Raw genomic sequence first — 17,462 nt, forward strand, 5'->3', positions numbered from 1 at the left:
TAAGAGGATGTTTGAAAAGTTTTTAATGTATAAATTGACCCCTCTCCAAACCTCTCCCCTGCAAGGAGAGAGGCTTTGAAAACCCCATTCCCTTGTAGGGAAGGGGGGTAGGGGGGTTAGGTTTTTGAAGATTATGGGTTTCATATAATACTTTTCAAACAGCCTCTAATTTATCAATTATCCAGATAGGATTAATCGCAACTCTTAAACAAGATAATATTCTAGCTGGTCTCATAATATAAACCTTTTCCATATACCATAAACTTATTTATCACCTCAAATTACTATATTTTTTATTTTCTTAACCCTGTCTTATTGCTCTCTTAATGTATCTAATATAGTTTTTCGTTAGTGTTCTAGTTTTTACTTTCTCATCCCCATCAGACTTAATCCCTCACTAGAAACTACCAAATCACCTCTAGCCAAAAATATAAAATGACATATCCAATTCAATTACAAAACATTGGCACTGTTAGCTTAAATGGTGCAGAAATTGCTGATTTTGATCCAAAAACTCAACGCTTATTTGTCACTGGAGAATTTGAAGATCAACCTATTTTACAAATCGTTGATGCTTCTGATCCTAATAACCCCACTATAGTTAATCAAATTAACCTTTCTGATTTCGGTTCAGGAATTCAAAGTGTAGCTGTTAGACCAGGAACAGGAGTAGAAAATAGTATTGTTGCTGTTGCTATTTCTGCTAATAATATTACTGATCCTGGCAAAGTTGTTTTCTTTGATGCTGCTACTCTCACACAACTTGCAGAAGTGACTGTGGGTGCTTTACCTGATATGATTACCTTCACTCCCGATGGTAGCAAATTACTAGTGGCCAATGAAGGAGAACCAAACGAAGACTATACCATTGATCCTGAAGGTTCAGTTAGTATTATTGATGTTTCTGGCAATATTACTAGTTTAAATAGTAGCAATGTTACTACTGCTGACTTTACTGCATTTAATAGTCAAGAAGCAACCTTAAAAGCAGATGGAGTAAGAATTTTTGGACCCAATGCTACTGTTGCTCAAGATTTAGAACCAGAATATATTGCAGTTTCTCCTGATAATCAAACTGCTTTTATCACACTCCAAGAAAATAACGCTGTTGCAGTTCTAGATATTGCTAACGGAACTATTACTGACGTTTTACCTTTAGGTTTTAAAGACCATAGTTTAGCAGGAAATGGTTTAGATGCTAGTGATAGAGATGATGCTATCAATATCCAAAATTACCCTATTTTCGGGATGTACCAACCCGATGGGATAGAGTCTTTCCAAGTTGGTGGTAATACTTATTATATCACTGCCAATGAGGGAGACGCTCGCATCCGTCCCACCGATGATGACATTTTACCTGCTCCTAATAATAGTGAAGGTGATATTTTCAATGAGGAATCAAGAATTAAGGATCTCATTTTAGATCCTGATGCTTTTCCTAATGCTGCGGAATTACAAGCTGATGAAAATATAGGTCGTCTCAATGTCACCAATACTCTGGGAGATACTGATGGAGATGGAGATTTTGATCAGCTTTATGCTTATGGCGCTCGTTCTTTCTCCATTTGGGGTAGTCAAGGTAATTTAGTTTATGATAGCGGTGATCAAATTTCCCGAATTGTCGCTGCACAAACACCTGATTTATTTAATGCAAATGACGGTTCTGCTGATGAATTTGATACTCGTTCTGATAATAAAGGTGCAGAACCAGAAAGTGTAGAAGTGGGTGTTATTGATGGTACACCTTATGGATTTATCGGCTTAGAACGTGCTGGTGGTGGAGTATTAGTTTATAATCTCAGTAACCCTGAAGCACCTGAATTTGTTCAGTATATTAGAACTGAAACTGATGTTGCTCCTGAAGGTTTAAAATTCATTGCTGCTGAAGATAGTCCTAATGGTAAACCTTTATTAGCAGTGGCTAATGAAGTAAGTGAAACTGTAAGTTTTTATGAAATCAATCCTCAAGCAAAATTAACCACTTATGAATTTGATAATTTACCATCATTAGGAATTAGTGCTACTGGTCAAGAATTTTTCTTGGGTGGTTTTTCTGGATTGTATTTTACCGGAGTAGCTGAAAACGGTAATCTCACTTTTGTTACTCATCCAGATCGTGGTCCAAATGGTGATAATTCAGCCGCAGGTAGACCATTTCCTTTACCTGATTTCCAACCAGAAATAGTGCGTTTTGAACTCAATCAAACTAGCGGTGAAATTAGCATCACTGATAGAATAGAATTATTCCGTGCAGATGGAACAACACCATTAACTGGACTTCCTAATTTACAACCAGGAGAACCAGGAACAGCTTACACCGATGAATTTGGAATTGACTCTTTAGGAAATCCAGTAGCTAATGATCCTTTAGGTGCAGATTTAGAGGGAATTGTAGTCGCACCAAATGGTGATTTTTGGATGGTGGACGAATACCGTCCCGCAATTTATCACTTCAACGATAATGGTGTTTTAATTGACCGCTTTATTCCCATTGGAACTGCTACAGCAGATGGTCAAACATCGGGAACTTTTGGAACTGAAGTATTACCAGAAGTTTATGCTCAACGTCGTGGTAATCGCGGTTTTGAAGCTGTAGCTTTAGAAGGTAATAAGCTGTATGCTTTTATCCAAACTGCCATTGATAATCCTGATTTTTCAGGAGATACAACTTCTAGAAATTCTCGCAATTTAAGAGTTGTGGAATTAGATATTGTTTCTGGACAAGTAACTGGTGAATATCTCTATTTGTTAGATGATATTACAGGTGGTGGAAGTGCTAAAACCGATAAAATTGGTGATGCTGTTTCTTTAGGTAATGGTAAATTTGCTGTTATCGAAAGAGATGATAGAAGTGATATTACTTCTAATAAGCTTATCTATCAAATTGATTTAGCGACAGCTACTAATATCAACAATGCTAACAACTTCACTTTACCAGCAGATAAAACCATTGAACAATTAAGTGAAGCAGAATTAGCTACTGCTGGGATTAATCCAGTTAGTAAAAGTTTAATTGTCAATGCGGCTGAATTGGGTTATACAGGTGTTGAAAAATTAGAGGGTTTAGCTTTAGTTGCACCTAATAAATTAGCAATACTCAATGATAACGACTTCAACATTATTGGTAGTGATAATAATGCTGATGGTTCTGTTACTATTAACTTCTCGGAAACACAAATTCCTGAGAAATTGGGCATCATTGACTTACCTTATGATATTGCATCAGTTGTTGATGAAGAATTACCAGAATTAGTTTTTGGTAGTCCTGCTGCTGATACTTTAATTGCAGGTTTATCAGTTAACGGAGTTGTTCAGTTAGATGGTGTTCAAGACATTGTATTTACTGGTGCTGGAAACGATGAAGTAGATATTCCTTTTGGTGGTAGTCGCACTGGTGATAACCGCATTTATACTGGTAGCGGTAGTGACACTATTTATGTGAGTAATGGCGATAGCGAAGCGCTGCTGCAAGCAGATCGCTCATTTGGTGGTAGTGGTAATGATGTACTAGATGCTACAGATGCTACAGGCTACCGTCTCTCTGGTGGTACTGGTAATGATATTTTCTACCTGGGTGCAAATGGTCGCGCTTTAGGTGGTGATGGTGATGATAAATTCTTCGTTCAAGAAGGTGGTGGAAACCTCCTCTCTGGTGGTGCTGGTGCTGACCAGTTCTGGATTCTTACTGGTGATATCCCTATGACTCCTAACACCATTGTTGACTTTCAAATGGGTACTGATGTCTTAGGTATTGCTAGTCAAGGTGCAGGATTTGGCTTTGATAATCTGACCTTAACTGGTGACAGCATTATGATTGGTGCAACCACTGTTGCTATGTTGAATGGTGTGGATACCACTGGTTTAACTGCTGACAACTTTGCTTTTATTTAAAAGACACAGCAGTAATTTTTGACTTTCCAAACGTTGATTATTCCTGACTTCTTCTAGAGGTTGGGAATATTTTTTGACATTAAACTATTTTCAACTTTTCCCTGATATTTTCATGTGATTATTTGCCACTTATCAACACAAGTACACAAAGGTAAGAAGTTTGAGAGCATTTTTATATCAAAGGCGCGTATTTTTTAGACATGATGGTAGATTAAGAGTTCTTGATAATATTTTTCTGGTGTACTAGGTAAATAGGTCATCATTTGAAAGGTTTGATCTTGCAATTTGAAACTTTGGCTGATGTTGATGCGGCTGAGAAAATCGATATCGTGGGAAATGACGCACAGCGCACCCTGGTATTCATTGATTCCGTCTATCATTTGTGTAACGGTTGCAATATCTAGGTTATTTGTTGGCTCATCCAGAATTAATAAATCAATTTCTGAGATACTGATCATGGAAATTTCTAGTCTGGCTAATTCACCACCACTCAACACAGAGGCGCTTTTGTGAACGTCATCATATTTAAACAGAAAATGTCCTAGCTGTTGACGTAGCTGCTGATAGTTGAGACGAGGATTGGCGGTTTGCATATTTTCTAGAATCGTCTGTTGGCGATTGACTAATTCATAACTTTGGTCAAGATATACAGCTTTCATTTCTGGTGCTACCATCACCTCACCAAATGTTAAAGTTATGCTTTGGTTTTTCCTTCCCAAAATTGCTTTGACTAGAGTTGATTTACCTGAACCATTCGCACCAACAATAGTCAGGCGATCGCCAGATGAAATATGTAGCTGAATATTTTGCAGTAATAGGCGTTCTGAAACCCAGAGATTTGCACCCTGAATGTCAATTAAATTTCGGCGTTTTTGACTAGTTTCTGTTAACTGAATGCTTGTTACCTTAGTTGTTTTCACCTTCGTATCAGCAAATTTTTGATTAGCTTTGGCTACAGCTGCATCATGTTTCTTTTTCGCAGTTCCGGTGGATTTCTCAGCTTGGCTTTTGATCACTCCGGCGGCGATTTTATCCACACTACCTTTGAGAAACTTGGTGCGACCGTTGTGGTTTGATTGGGTGGCGCGTTGCTGTTCTTGCATAGCCGTAGTTTGGACGCGCTTGAGTTCCTTTTTGGCGACTATGTGCGATCGCATTGCTGCTGCTAATTCAATTTCTTTTTGCTGGCGATATTCAGAAAAATTGCCTCCATAGACTTTCACACCCCCTGGTGTTAGTTCCCAAGTTACTTCTGTTACTTGGTCTAAGAAAAAAGGCTGGTGAGAAACAATTATATAGGAACCAGAAAAGTTTACCAGAAACTGCTTCAAGCTTTCTAATGCTGGTAAATCCAGATGATTTGTTGGCTCATCTAATAATAATAAATCTGGTTTTTGGGATAAACCAATTGCTAAAAATAGTTTAGTTAATTCCCCACCGCTTAAATTAGCAATTGGTAAATATAAATCCAAGTCTGTCTGAAATTGTGCCTGTAAAATTCCTGTAATTTCCCACCATTCATCAGAAATTGACATCAAGAGATTCAATACTGTATCTGCTGTAATTTCTGGTCTGATAGTGCTGATTTGGGGTAAATAGTAGACAACACCATTACGGGATACACAGCCATTGCTAGGAATTTTCTGCCCTGCAAGTATCTTTAATAGACTTGATTTCCCGATACCATTCTGACCAATTAAAGCAATGCGATCGCCCGCCTCAATAGTCACCTGAACTTCTTGAAATAAAGTTTTTTCTAGGCTGAGTTCATAGGCTAAATTCTCAGCTAATAATATTAGTTTTTTCGACATTATTTGCAAACCTCCACTCCCAAACTTCTACCCGTTGATTAACAAATACGGATAGATAAAACACACAAAAAATTATGTTTAACAGTTGTTTGGGACTACTTCATTGCAGTTATTTCGTTGGAGGTTTGATTATAAAATACAGTCTAGCATAAAAGAATTTCAGAAAACGCTTGTTGCATAGCATAAAAATGCTAAAATCCACCTATAACTATTTAATGCCATACTTATTCTATGACCATTGCTCAAGAATTAGCTCCCCAAGCAGGCATTGACCAAGATGTTATCTTTCCCCCTGGTGATTTATATAGTGACGAACCTCCCTTGGAAACAGAACTACATCTACGCCAAATTATCCTACTTTTACAATGTTTAGAATGGCTGTGGCGAGATAGAAATAATTTTTATGCGGCGGGAAACCTCACCATTTACTACAGCCCCCACCAACGCAAATCACAAGACTTTAGAGGGCCCGATTTCTTCGTGGTTTTAGACACAGAACGTAAAACCCGTAAAAGTTGGGTAGTTTGGGAAGAAGACGGCAAATATCCCCATGTCATTGTAGAAATACTTTCTGAATCTACCGCCAAAACAGATAAAGAATTAAAAAAACAAATTTATCAAGATACTTTCCGTACACCAGATTATTTTTGGTTTGACCCTTACACATTAGAGTTTGCAGGGTTTCACTTAGTCGATGGAGAATATCAAGCTTTAGAACCTAATGACAAAGGATATTTGTGGAGTCATCAACTAGGTTTATATCTGGGAGTTCATGAAGGACTGGTAAGATTTTTTAGAACCGATGGGGAATTAGTCCCAACACCGGAAGAAACAGCAGAACAAGCAGAACAAAAAGCCGAACGTTTAGCAGCAAAACTGCGAGAGTTAAATATTGACCCTGATACAATTTAATTCGTAATTCGTAATTCGTAATTTAATATCTGACAAACACTAAAGCTTTAAAAAAGTCTTAGAGCAAACTATATATCTTTGCGGACTCCAACGATATGTCTGGAAGGTTACAAAGCATATCATCCCACGTATTTTGTGCTTGCAACGCTTCTACGACAATGTGAAGCGGTTCGGCAAGAATCTCTGGGAAATCTGACTCTTCAGGTAACTGAATTTTGTACGCTAATTGCTCTTGAGGTGGAGTGAACTGAGCATTAACTCCTGCTTTATTGCCTCTTGCATCAACCCGATACCACCCAACGTCAGGCAAATAGATGGCATTAAAACCGTGCAAACTGTACGGCGCACCTTTGTCATCAATACTCAACCGTTGATAGCAAAATCCTACTGGAATCTGGTTGGCTCGTAATAATGCTGCTAGTAAATGACTTTTAGCAAAGCAGTAACCCGTTTTATGTTGAAGAACATCTGAGGCTCGGCACGTTACAGGATTCATTTGGTAATCAAAACTGTGAAAAATCTCGTCTCGCACCCACTCAAAACAAGCTTGTGCGATCGCTATTGGTTTGTCAAATCCCAATCTGATCTGTTTGGCGCGTTCCATAATTTTTGGATGCTGCCAGTCAATGACTTCACTAACTTTCAAATACTCTTTCATTGCTGCGGTTATTTTTTGTCTTGTGATAGTGAAGGCTAAACTATTAGTCAAAATTTATCCCTTCATAAATGTCATTGAGAGAGATTTGAAAATCTATTGTTTGTAGTGATAACACTGCATCCTGGGTTTCGTACTCTGTTAATACCCATTGACCATCATTATTTTTATGAAACTGCTCTACAAAATATTCATATTGGTCAATCATAATATATTCTTGAAATGTGGGAAGAGAACGATAATATCTAAATTTACTGGTTTTATCGTAAGTTTCCGTAGATTTAGATAATACTTCGGCAATTATTAAAGGGTTGGTTACAGTTGTAGTCCCAGTTCCTTCATATATCGGTTCTCCTGGAATAATCATCACATCAGGATATGTATAGATGTGATAACGGGGTATCCACAATTTGACATCACCCATGTAAATTTTGTAATTTTTACCCCGCATTCTGAATTTGAAATTGGTGCAAAAGTTCAAAGAGATTTCGTTGTGATTGGTAGTTCCACCAGCTATAGTGACAATTTCTCCATCTATATATTCATTTTTATATTCTGCTGTCTCTTCTAGTTGTAAATATTCTTCTGGGCTGTAATAGCGTTTTGGTGTTGAGATTTGCATAAAACTGACCTCTGTGCAAGAAAATTTATTGGGTGTAATGCTTAATTAAAAACTCTTCCGCCTCTTTTCTATTGTTAATCACTCCATCTAAAGTAGCCGCAAGTAAATCATCTAACATTTGGCGAAATTTCGGACTTGGTTTGTAGCCTAATTTCTTTAAATCATTACCATTGAGTATGGGCTGCACATTTGCTAAAACTGTTAAATAATGCCATATCTGCCGTCTGAGAATTTGCGGACTAGGTAAAGCAATTAAAATCAGCATGGGTAAATCATATTGTCGTAGTAACTGCACTATTTGACTGGGACGCTGACAAGTTGGTAATAATTTCCTCACCTCAGTTTCGGCTGTAGCCAAGTTTTGCAAGCGTTTGATACTATCCTCTGCTAAATGCAGATTTTTGGCGACTTTTCCCCGATATTGGGGTTCTAAGTGGGCAATTAATGCTTCTAAGCGCATTTCCCAGTGAATTAGAGTTTCTTGGGGGTCAAATTTTCTTAAACAGCGTTCTAATAATCGCAATTGCTGCAACAATGATTTATCTAACTGCAAAGTCGGATGAATACACTGTAAAGCGCCTAATTTATTCAGTAATTGTAAAGCTGATTGCCAATAGGGAGTTTGGAGAATGTATTTTAATTCAGCTTTGAGTCGAGTTTGTAAGGCTGGGGTTTTGGTATTTGTCTCGGCGGTGCGATCGTAAACGCCACTGTTAATGGCATAGTGAATAAACTCTTGGGTTTGCGATTCCAACTCAAAGCCAAAGCGCACAGCAAAACGCACACCCCGATAAATACGGGTAGGATCTTCAATAAAGCTGTTGGGGTGTAACACTCGAATTTGCTTGGCTTGTAAATCTAGTAAACCGCCGAAGAAATCGAGTAATTCCCCAGGACGGGGAGAAGTAAGACGCAAAGCCAGGGCGTTAATGCTAAAGTCACGACGATACAAGTCTTGACGAATGGAACTAGCTTCCACTTCCGGGTTCGCAGCTGGGTAAGGATAAAATTCTGTTCTCGCAGTCGCAATATCCATCCATAAAGAGTCTAATTCTGGGTCTTTGTGCCATAGTAAAGCCGCAGTTTGAAAAGCCCCATGAATTTCTAACCGCGCCCCGGAATAAATTTCCTGGAGTGCTTTTGCGAGTTCTACACCAGCGCCCACATCGGCTGCTTGGTGAAAACCATCAACTACAAGGTCAATATCTGTAATCATTAATGTTTGTGCAGCTGATTCGGCTAATAGCAAATCTCGCACCGCACCACCGACTAAGTAAAGATGCCAACCGCGTTTTTCGGCTGCTTGGGATGCTACTGTGAGTAATTGCCATAGTTGCGGCGCAAGGCGATTTTGCAACTCAGTATTAAAATTTATTTTGAATTGGGAATTGGGGCTGGGGAATTTGTCTTCTGGGTCGGCTTGATGTAATTCCCGCAGTACATCGGTGCGGGTGACAATTCCCACTAATTGTCCGTTTTCTAATACTGGTAAGCGTCCAATATCATAAGTTACCATCAGGGTTTCAATTTGCGGCAAGATGGTATCTGCTGTAATGGTTTTGACTTTGGTGGTCATATAGCCTTTCACTGGCGCATGGCTAAATCCGTGGTGTAGGGCGATATCTATATCTCGGCGGGAAATAATTCCTACTAGTTTTCCTTGGCTATCGAGTACAGATAAACCAGAGTGTCCATAGCGTAATAATATGCTCTGTGCCTGGGAAATTGTGGTTTCGGGGCGAATGGTGCGGACTGGGGAGGACATCAAGTCTCTGGCTGTGGGAGGATGGGGAACTGCGGCTTTGATGCCGTCTATGAGTTGTTGTAATGTTTGCTGTGTATCGACTTGGCGTAAACTCAAGGATGCGGCTTGGGAATGTCCACCACCGCCGCAGGGTTGAAATAAGAGGTTAAGATTTACACCGGGAATTTGGGTTCTACCAATGATTGTTAAACGCCAGTCATCTTGTTTGTGAGGATATTCGTTTGCCAGCAGTAGGGCATCTATTTCGGTCAATTCCACTAGCTGCGAAGCTAAACTTGATAATCCTGGGACAAATTCCTCTGTTTTCAGTGTTACCCAGGCAATGGTATATCCATGTAGAGAAAAATATTCTAAGTTTTCCAGGGCTTGAGTTAGTAGCTGCTGTAATTGGGGCGATAAACCAGGATCAAGATAAGTGGAAATTACTTTGGAACTGACTCCTTGTTGCATTAACCAAGCTAAGGCGATCGCATCTCTGGGTGTGGCACTGTCAAAGGTTAACGAGCCTGTATCGACATGAATAGCTAAAGCCATGACTGTGGCTTGGGATAAAGTTAGCGGAATTTGCTGTTGTTGCAGTTGTTCCACCATTAAAGTTGTACAGGCTCCCACTGCTTCAATATGGGATGCTGTGGCGGGAATATTTAGCTGTTGACTTAAGTGGTGGTCATAAACTATTATTTCTTTTACATTGGTTAACTCTAACCATTCAGCAGCTTTTCCCAGGCGATCGCGCTGTTGTGTATCCACAACTCTGATCGAACGAATATTCTCAGGATTAACTGCACGTCTCTCAATGAAGGGATATTCATCCCGGTACAGTGCTAAAAAATCTCTTACAGGTGGATGTGCGCCACCACTTAATACAATTTTGCTGCCCGGTAATAGGCAGGTTAGCCCCACGGCGGCTCCTAATGCGTCAAAATCTGCTGTGGTGTGACAAATAATTAAGTCCATATTCATTATTCATAAGTTTTTTGTTTTCAATCCTAATCCGTTGTCAGGGATTCATCCCTCAGAACTTGGGGAGTAATACCTAAGTCCTGACTACAAACAAGAATGATGAATATAGTGACGCAATTTCTGCTAGCTTAACAAGTAAGGCAAAACTGTTGGTGTCGCCGTTCACGATATTCTAGATATAGTATTTTCGCTAGTTTGAGAGAAGGAAAAATGACCTTAATATTTCAATTCGCTTTGATATCTTTGGTTCTCACCTCTTTTGTTTTGGTAGTAGGCGTTCCTGTTGCCTATGCTACCCCACAAAACTGGGTGGAATCTAAAAAACTGCTCTGGGTTGGTTCCGGAGTGTGGATTGCTTTAGTGCTTTTAGTTGGTGTATTAAACTTTTTTGTAGTCTAAGCGATCGCTTAGGTCTATTTTGCCAAAATAGCATAGCGAATATAGGAGCAGAAGAGCCAAGAACAAGATTTTCCTATTCTCTTGTTCTATTTAGTTAAATGTGCTTTTCTGCTCTTCCGCATTTAGATAAGAAATGTATATTGGTCAGAGTATAGTTGATTAAGAGGCAGTCATGGCAGTTTTTGAGGGAACTTTTGCTCAAACGGAACCATTGCATTTAGCAGTGGTTATTGGTCGATTCAATGACCTCGTTACCGGGAAACTGCTAGAGGGTTGTCAAGATTGCTTGAAACGCCACGGTGTAGACCCAGATCCCCAGGGGACTCAAGTAGACTATGTATGGGTTCCTGGAAGTTTTGAAGTGCCTCTGGTAGCCCGCCAACTCGCCCTTTCCCATCGTTATGATGCGGTAATTTGTCTGGGTGCTGTGATTAAGGGACAAACACCTCATTTTGATTATGTATCTGCTGAAGTGTCTAAGGGCATTGCCGCCGCTAGCTTCCAAACTGGTGTACCGGTAATTTTTGGGATTTTGACAGTGGATACCATGCAGCAAGCTTTAGAACGGGCAGGTATTAAAGGTAATCATGGTTGGGATTATGCCATGAACGCCCTGGAAATGGCTAGCTTGATGCGACAATTGCGCTCTAACCTCAGCGAATCATATCCTCATCAGACCCAATCTTTGCCTGGTTCTTTGCCTGTTAGCAAAGTTGGTAATTTAGCCCCGGAGTCAGAAGGATTAGGTTGAGGCTGTGAGGCTGATGCTATGTGCTGAGTCGAAAACTCAGCACTTGAAAATTAGGGGTTGACAAATCCAAATATGTCTGAGATGATATATCCATCATGCAAATCGCGGGTATAGCTCAGTGGTAGAGCGTCACCTTGCCAAGGTGAATGTCGCGCGTTCGAATCGCGTTACCCGCTTTTAAAAAATTAAAGTCTAGGTTAACATCTGGTTTTAATAAACCATAACCTAACTATAATTCCTTGGGGTGTAAAAAATTTGTGTTAAATCGGTGTATTACACTTGATTTACTCTGATGATTCAATATAATCAGACAAAGCACAATTTAGCATCTTCTGGGTATTTATGTGGGCAATTAGACCTCAGAATAGTGAGGAAAGATATTCTCACAGGACAGAAAAAACACGCTCAAGTTATTAGAACGCTTGTGCCATCTCAAAAACACGAAAAAATCGATTTGAATACGGAATATCCTTGTCCCTGCCGTCGCAAAGGACAACTGATTCCGATTACACTAACAGAAGCATTTGGTTGCGATCGCTGTCAACAAATCTTTGTAGTAGAAGATAATGGTCATGTCCTAGAACAGCTGTCAACCACCTATCCCTACAAGCGAACTTGGCATTGGATGGGAAATAGTTGGCGCATTATCCCGACTCGATTGGGAGAAAACTATTTACCTGTAGCGCTTGGTGTGATTTTCGTGCTAGTGATTATATGGTTACCATTAGCACTGCGATTGGCAAATGGTACTAGCATTATTGCATGGGCAATGGTGGCGGTGCTATTGGCTATTCTACCAGCACTGATGGTTTGGCTTACCTACAGACGTTAATTCAATGACTGTTGAAGTTTTGGATGATTCTCCCGAACCAATTACTAGCGCTCAACGTGCTTATCAAGCTTCTCTGAAGTTGGGTTTTACCAAGGGTGTAGACCGCAGTCGGGCTGTGTTAGCAATGGCCGAGGCGTTGGAAAATGCCTTTGATGACATTTTAGAAGCTAATACTTTGGATTTAGAAGCCAGTAAAGAAATGGCTGTGCCAGAGTTGATTTTAGATTGGCTGAAGTTGACTCCCACGAGGTTGGAAGCAGCAGTTGAAGTACTGCAAAGATTGGGGGAAATCTCCGATCCTTTACGACGAGTGAGAAATGCTGACTATCAACTAGAGGACTCCCAGAGTTACACTCAGTTAATGCCTTTAGGGGTAATTGCTTTTGTTTATGAAGCTTTTCCAGACTTAGGAGCGATCGCAGCTGGTTTGTGTATTAAAACTGGTAATAGTATTATCCTTAAGGGTAGTACAGAAGCGAGTCATTCCAACGAGGCGATCGCCAATGTTTTGCAAAGCGCCATCGAGGAAGTGGGTTTACCCTCTGGATGTGTAGAACTAATCACAGCAGAACACGGTGCTTCCATTCGAGATTTAGTCACGCAAGACAAATATATAAATTTAGTCTTACCCTACGGACGTTCTAGTCTAGTCCAGCAGGTAATGAGACAATCAACCTGTCCCGTATTGAAATCAGCGATGGGTAACTGTTATCTTTACTGGTCAGTCAATAGCAGCTTAGACATGGTGCGCTGGATGATTATTGATAGCCATGAAAGCGAACCAGACCAAGTAAACGCCATTGAAAAAGTATTAATTCATCGCCAAGCCTTACCATCATCTTTAGCCGCTCTCTGGAACAGTTTGACAGAAAAAGGCTTTGAAATCAGAGGAGATGAGGAACTGGTAGAAGCTTTTCCCCACTTACAGCTAGTCAAATCAGAAGAATGGGGAAACTCTTATTTAACCAAGACAGTAGCCTTTAAACTGGTAGATAGTTTAGAAGATGCGATCGCTTGGATAAATCAATATAGTAGCGGTCATGCAGACTGCATCGTTACCGAATCCTATCAAGAAAGTCGCCAGTTTGCTTTAGGAGTCAACAGCGCTTCCACCTACATCAACACCTCCCCCAAATTTTCTCGCAACCCTTCACGGGGAGACTCAGTATTTCTCGGTATGTCTAACCAAAAAGGACACCGCCGAGGATTTATTAGTTTAGAAACCTTAACCACTGCAAAGCATATAGTCCAGGGGAATGGACGGTTTTAGAAGTTATGAAAGAAGTAAAAATGTTTTATATTTAAAATAATCATTAAATATACTCAACTAACTTCTGATAGATAGTCAGCAAAACTTCATGAAATTCATAAGTTACTCAAAATAACTAAGCCAACAAAGGGAATTATTGAAATTACTGGAGGAGAACGAAACTTTAAGCGACTTAAAGAAATTCCCCATTTTGAGAGAATTGATGGTTGCTGGTTTGACTTTGCAATTTTAGTTAATGAAAACTATAGACCTGCTGAAATTATTGGCTTTGACTTTGAAATAAGATTTCTAGACGATAACCCCATTAAATTTCTGCGATTTGACCTTAATCTTCCTGGACATGATAATCATGAAAGAGGAAAACGGTTTCATCTGCATCCAAGTAGTGATGACTTGATGCTTCATAGTCCGCCAATATCACCTCTAGAAATTATACATTTATTTTTATATGACCTAAAAATTCCTGAACGTCCTCGAAATTCCTAGTTAATTGAATCATTCAAATACAGGTGGCCATAATTCAGAAACAGCAACTTCCCAACCAGGAAATAACTCATTAATAGATAACTTATCTTCACCCGTTAAAACTTCAACATCACCATGAGGACGATATACACTCACAGATAATTCATCAGGATTAATTAATATTCCTACTCTTGCACCTAACTCTAAAAATAACTTAACTTTATCTTCTAACTTAGAAACTCTATCGGTTTTCGATTTTATTTCTACAACCAAATCAGGTACTAACTGACCAAAATCTCTCACCGTGCGTTTTAGTCTTGACGCAGCTACAAAAGAAACATCAGGTGCGCGTAAATCAGTATTTGGCATAATAAACCCACCACTGGAGTCAAATATCCGCCCAAGTTTACGAGGTTTTATCCAATTACCTAATAACCTGATTAATTCAGCCCCGATTTCACTAGATTCAATATCCGATGGACCCATAACTAGAATATTTCCTTCTTGCAGTTCTATTTGGTAGTCCTGCTCATCCTCTTGTAGCTTTTGTTGTAGTCTATCTACATCTTCAATAGTGAAAGTCATAGAACTTTTCAGATATAGTTCATAATACAATCATTTTATCACTCTTCCTTTTTAGTTGCGCTTTAGCGCTAAAGCGCAACTACAAGCTATGATGATTTATTCATGCGGACTTACTCTGGATTTGGTGCGCTTCCCATGAGTTTTAGCCAGCGATAATTAGAAGCTAATGCTTCAGTGAAAGTTTCACAAACATTGTATTTCACTTCAAAATCTTCGCAAACATCAGCTAATATTTTAGCTATTTGGGGATAATGAACGTGACAAATATTGGGGAATAAATGATGAACAGCTTGATAATTCAGACCACCAAGATACCAGTTTAAAAACTGATTGTTGGGAGCAAAATCAACAGTTGTTTTGATTTGAAATCTTGCCCATTCATCATCAACTTGCTGCAAATCTGAATTAGGTTCAACAAACTCAGCTTCTTCCAAAACATGAGCCAGCATGAAAATGACACAAATCATTAAACCATAGGTCATGTAAGTAATTAAAAAACCCAAAAGTGCTTGAATAGGTGAATAGCCAACAGCAATTGGTATTCCCAAGAATAGTCCCAGCCATATCAATTTTCCACTGAAGAAAACCAACCAGTCTAATGGTTTAAGTGCAGGAATATTATAAGTATGATATTTCCGCTTAAACAGCACTAAATAAACATCAGCAAAAGACCAATATATAGGAATGATGGGATATATAAACCAAATGAATATGTGTTGAAATGAATGATACCATTTATGCTCCATATAGGGAGTCATCCGCACTAACCCATCGCCATGTATTTCGACATCATGTCCTAATATATTAGTGTATTTGTGGTGTAAGAAATTATGTCTAAATTTCCATAAAAAACTAGACAAACCGATAATATCAAAGGTGTAACCAAAGATATTATTGATTATTTTGTGGCGAGAATAACCACCATGATTTGCATCATGTCCCACACTAAACCCAATACCAGCAATACCGAATCCTAAAGCAATACAGCCAATTAATTTTAGCCAGATTTCAGGTGGACCAAAGAGAGTAAAAGTCCAAGAGGCGATTACCCATGACAAAATAACTGTTGTCTTTATGTACATCGCCGCATTATCTCTGGTAGAGATATTCTGAGACTCAAAATAAGCATCAACTCGCTTATTTAATTCCTTTCTCAAACCGTAATTTTTAGTAAAAGTTACTTTTGGCTGTGTTTGTGTCATGTATTTGATTACACTGGATTAATTTGTGGTGTTACAGAAGTTCAAGTCTAGTATTAAAAATATCATGAGATAAAAAAATACCAGCGTCAATTTCTAGTAATAAACATTTATGTAGCCATTTTTTTTATTCTCTTAATCTCCTTTATCTGCGTTTTTGTATGAGATAAAAAAAGCCCGCATAGGCGGACTCCATATATAGCGTAGCAGAGCATATTCTGCTATTTCTGATTCTTAGAAGTGTAGTAAACCTGACCACCAGTATCAGGAACAAAATGACAGCTAAGAGCAGAACGCCATAAAGACTTCCAAATAGATTCTTTCGACTCGTGGAAATATTCACCCATAATCGGTTTAATCGCCTCAGTCGCTTTCAGCAAATTGTAGTGAGGCATATTCAGGAAGATATGGTGAGCAACATGAGTACCGATATCATGATGAATATGATTGAGAAAACCGTAGTCCCGGTCAACACTAGAAATTGCACCTTTGAGAAAAGTCCAATCTTCTCCACGATACCAAGGAATATCTGGTTCTGTATGATGTAAAAAGGTCACTAAATCCAACCAAATTACAAACACAATGTAGGGCATAGCATAGTATTTTAGTAACCACATCCAGCCCCATTGAAATGTGAAGAAACCTAGTAAAGCTACCATCCCAATCCAGAGTGCAGTACTAGTCAAGACATCCCTTTGTTCTGAAGGCTTAAAAAGTGGGCTATTAGGAGAAAAGTGAGAGCCTTTCTTTCCAGGAGAACGCTGGAATAAATACACTGGATAAGCCAAAAGAAAGACATAATATCGTCCTAGCTTTTGGACTAAGTCCATTTTTTTATAATCAGATTCTGACACAGGATACCAACTTTCATCGTTATCGATGTTGCCAGTATTTTTGTGGTGGGTTCTATGGCTAATGCGCCAACCATGATAAGGAACCAATATCGGTGTGTGCGATAAATGTCCAACTAAATCGTTCAACCATTTATGCTTAGAAAAAGATTGGTGTCCGCAGTCATGTCCGACCACAAACAAAGCCCAAAACATTGTACCTTGCATGACCCAAAAAACAGGCCAAAAGTACCAAGAATCCAAATAATGGGCTACTGCATATAGCAGACTAATAATCAAGATGTCACGAAAAAAGTAAAATAGGGATTTAGTGAGGCTGGGCTGAAAGCATTCAGCAGGTATTGCAGCTTTCAAATCCTGAAGAGTAAAGGGAAGTTTGGTGATTTCCTCTGAGGGTTCACAGTCATCAGGATTATTAAAAGCGATGGTGTTGGATTGCACTTGATTATTTTGTGGGATATAAATCGGATTGTTTTCAGATATTTCTGGTA

13 protein-coding genes and 1 tRNA gene are annotated in these 17,462 nt (G+C 39.1%); 7 read left to right on the forward strand and 7 right to left on the reverse strand.

Features of this window, described 5'->3' with window-relative positions; genetic code table 11:
* The first annotated feature begins 435 nt into the window (after positions 1 to 435).
* Entirely contained in the window at positions 436 to 3,891 is a 3,456-nt protein-coding gene (locus tag VB620_RS19390) for a choice-of-anchor I family protein (RefSeq protein ID WP_323197792.1), read from the forward strand.
* 194 nt (positions 3,892 to 4,085) lie between these two features.
* Here the strand turns inward: VB620_RS19390 and abc-f are convergent, their stop codons facing one another.
* Positions 4,086 to 5,702, reverse strand: a complete 1,617-nt coding sequence (gene abc-f / locus VB620_RS19395) for a ribosomal protection-like ABC-F family protein (protein WP_323197793.1) — start codon at positions 5,700 to 5,702, stop codon at positions 4,086 to 4,088.
* A gap of 231 nt (positions 5,703 to 5,933) precedes the next feature.
* Between abc-f and VB620_RS19400 the strand changes: the two genes are divergently transcribed.
* Positions 5,934 to 6,614: a Uma2 family endonuclease gene (locus tag VB620_RS19400; RefSeq protein WP_323197794.1), complete on the forward strand. Its 681-nt coding sequence runs from the start codon at positions 5,934 to 5,936 to the stop codon at positions 6,612 to 6,614.
* A 58-nt stretch (positions 6,615 to 6,672) separates the two neighbouring features.
* Here VB620_RS19400 and VB620_RS19405 read toward each other — a convergent pair whose 3' ends face one another.
* The 3 genes from VB620_RS19405 to VB620_RS19415 are packed head-to-tail and all read right to left on the reverse strand — an operon-like array spanning position 6,673 to position 10,613.
* Positions 6,673 to 7,323, reverse strand: coding sequence for a transglutaminase-like domain-containing protein (locus VB620_RS19405; RefSeq protein ID WP_323197795.1), 651 nt, complete (start codon positions 7,321 to 7,323; stop codon positions 6,673 to 6,675).
* Entirely contained in the window at positions 7,316 to 7,891 is a 576-nt protein-coding gene (locus VB620_RS19410) for a Uma2 family endonuclease (protein ID WP_323197796.1), read from the reverse strand. Before VB620_RS19410 ends, VB620_RS19405 begins: the two co-directional genes overlap by 8 nt.
* A 25-nt stretch (positions 7,892 to 7,916) precedes the next feature.
* Entirely contained in the window at positions 7,917 to 10,613 is a 2,697-nt protein-coding gene (locus VB620_RS19415) for a CBS domain-containing protein (RefSeq protein WP_323197797.1), read from the reverse strand.
* A gap of 216 nt (positions 10,614 to 10,829) precedes the next feature.
* Here VB620_RS19415 and psbZ point away from each other — a divergent pair, with 216 nt between their 5' ends.
* From psbZ to VB620_RS19440, 5 genes are all read left to right on the forward strand, one after another.
* A complete protein-coding gene (psbZ, locus tag VB620_RS19420) occupies positions 10,830 to 11,018 on the forward strand; it encodes a photosystem II reaction center protein PsbZ (RefSeq protein ID WP_323197798.1) in 189 nt (62 codons plus the stop codon).
* Positions 11,019 to 11,190: 172 nt separating this feature from the next.
* The gene (gene ribH, locus VB620_RS19425) at positions 11,191 to 11,769 is read left to right on the forward strand and encodes a 6,7-dimethyl-8-ribityllumazine synthase (protein WP_323197799.1); all 579 of its coding nucleotides are present in this window, start codon (positions 11,191 to 11,193) and stop codon (positions 11,767 to 11,769) included.
* A 104-nt stretch (positions 11,770 to 11,873) separates the two neighbouring features.
* Positions 11,874 to 11,945: transfer RNA gene (locus VB620_RS19430), tRNA-Gly, on the forward strand.
* A 248-nt stretch (positions 11,946 to 12,193) separates the two neighbouring features.
* Entirely contained in the window at positions 12,194 to 12,601 is a 408-nt protein-coding gene (locus tag VB620_RS19435; protein WP_323197815.1) for a hypothetical protein, read from the forward strand.
* A gap of 4 nt (positions 12,602 to 12,605) precedes the next feature.
* On the forward strand, positions 12,606 to 13,871 hold the full coding sequence (locus VB620_RS19440) for a glutamate-5-semialdehyde dehydrogenase (protein WP_323197800.1): 1,266 nt from the start codon (positions 12,606 to 12,608) through the stop codon (positions 13,869 to 13,871).
* Between the two features lie 495 nt (positions 13,872 to 14,366).
* On the opposite strand, the gene VB620_RS19445 is transcribed toward VB620_RS19440, so the two are convergent.
* The 3 genes from VB620_RS19445 to VB620_RS19455 all read right to left on the reverse strand — a co-directional run bounded on the left by VB620_RS19445 (position 14,367) and on the right by VB620_RS19455 (position 17,412).
* On the reverse strand, positions 14,367 to 14,921 hold the full coding sequence (locus VB620_RS19445; protein ID WP_323197801.1) for a Uma2 family endonuclease: 555 nt from the start codon (positions 14,919 to 14,921) through the stop codon (positions 14,367 to 14,369).
* Positions 14,922 to 15,031: 110 nt separating this feature from the next.
* Complete coding sequence (locus VB620_RS19450; protein WP_323197802.1) at positions 15,032 to 16,123, reverse strand: fatty acid desaturase family protein; 1,092 nt, start codon at positions 16,121 to 16,123, stop codon at positions 15,032 to 15,034.
* 218 nt (positions 16,124 to 16,341) lie between these two features.
* Positions 16,342 to 17,412, reverse strand: a complete 1,071-nt coding sequence (locus tag VB620_RS19455; protein WP_323197803.1) for a fatty acid desaturase — start codon at positions 17,410 to 17,412, stop codon at positions 16,342 to 16,344.
* Between the last annotated feature and the right edge of the window lie 50 nt (positions 17,413 to 17,462).

Origin of the sequence: Nodularia harveyana UHCC-0300, assembly GCF_034931085.1 — a bacterium.
In the GTDB taxonomy this organism is placed as follows: domain Bacteria; phylum Cyanobacteriota; class Cyanobacteriia; order Cyanobacteriales; family Nostocaceae; genus Nodularia; species Nodularia harveyana.

Bases quoted from the DNA above. Each gene is read 5' to 3' on its own strand.
- VB620_RS19390 (WP_323197792.1), top strand. From the start codon at position 436: ATGACATATCCAATTCAATTACAAAACATTGGCACTGTTAGCTTAAAT.
- abc-f (WP_323197793.1), bottom strand. From the start codon at position 5,702: ATGTCGAAAAAACTAATATTATTAGCTGAGAATTTAGCCTATGAACTC.
- VB620_RS19400 (WP_323197794.1), top strand. From the start codon at position 5,934: ATGACCATTGCTCAAGAATTAGCTCCCCAAGCAGGCATTGACCAAGAT.
- VB620_RS19410 (WP_323197796.1), bottom strand. From the start codon at position 7,891: ATGCAAATCTCAACACCAAAACGCTATTACAGCCCAGAAGAATATTTA.
- VB620_RS19415 (WP_323197797.1), bottom strand. From the start codon at position 10,613: ATGGACTTAATTATTTGTCACACCACAGCAGATTTTGACGCATTAGGA.
- psbZ (WP_323197798.1), top strand. From the start codon at position 10,830: ATGACCTTAATATTTCAATTCGCTTTGATATCTTTGGTTCTCACCTCT.
- ribH (WP_323197799.1), top strand. From the start codon at position 11,191: ATGGCAGTTTTTGAGGGAACTTTTGCTCAAACGGAACCATTGCATTTA.
- VB620_RS19440 (WP_323197800.1), top strand. From the start codon at position 12,606: ATGACTGTTGAAGTTTTGGATGATTCTCCCGAACCAATTACTAGCGCT.
- VB620_RS19445 (WP_323197801.1), bottom strand. From the start codon at position 14,921: ATGACTTTCACTATTGAAGATGTAGATAGACTACAACAAAAGCTACAA.
- VB620_RS19450 (WP_323197802.1), bottom strand. From the start codon at position 16,123: ATGACACAAACACAGCCAAAAGTAACTTTTACTAAAAATTACGGTTTG.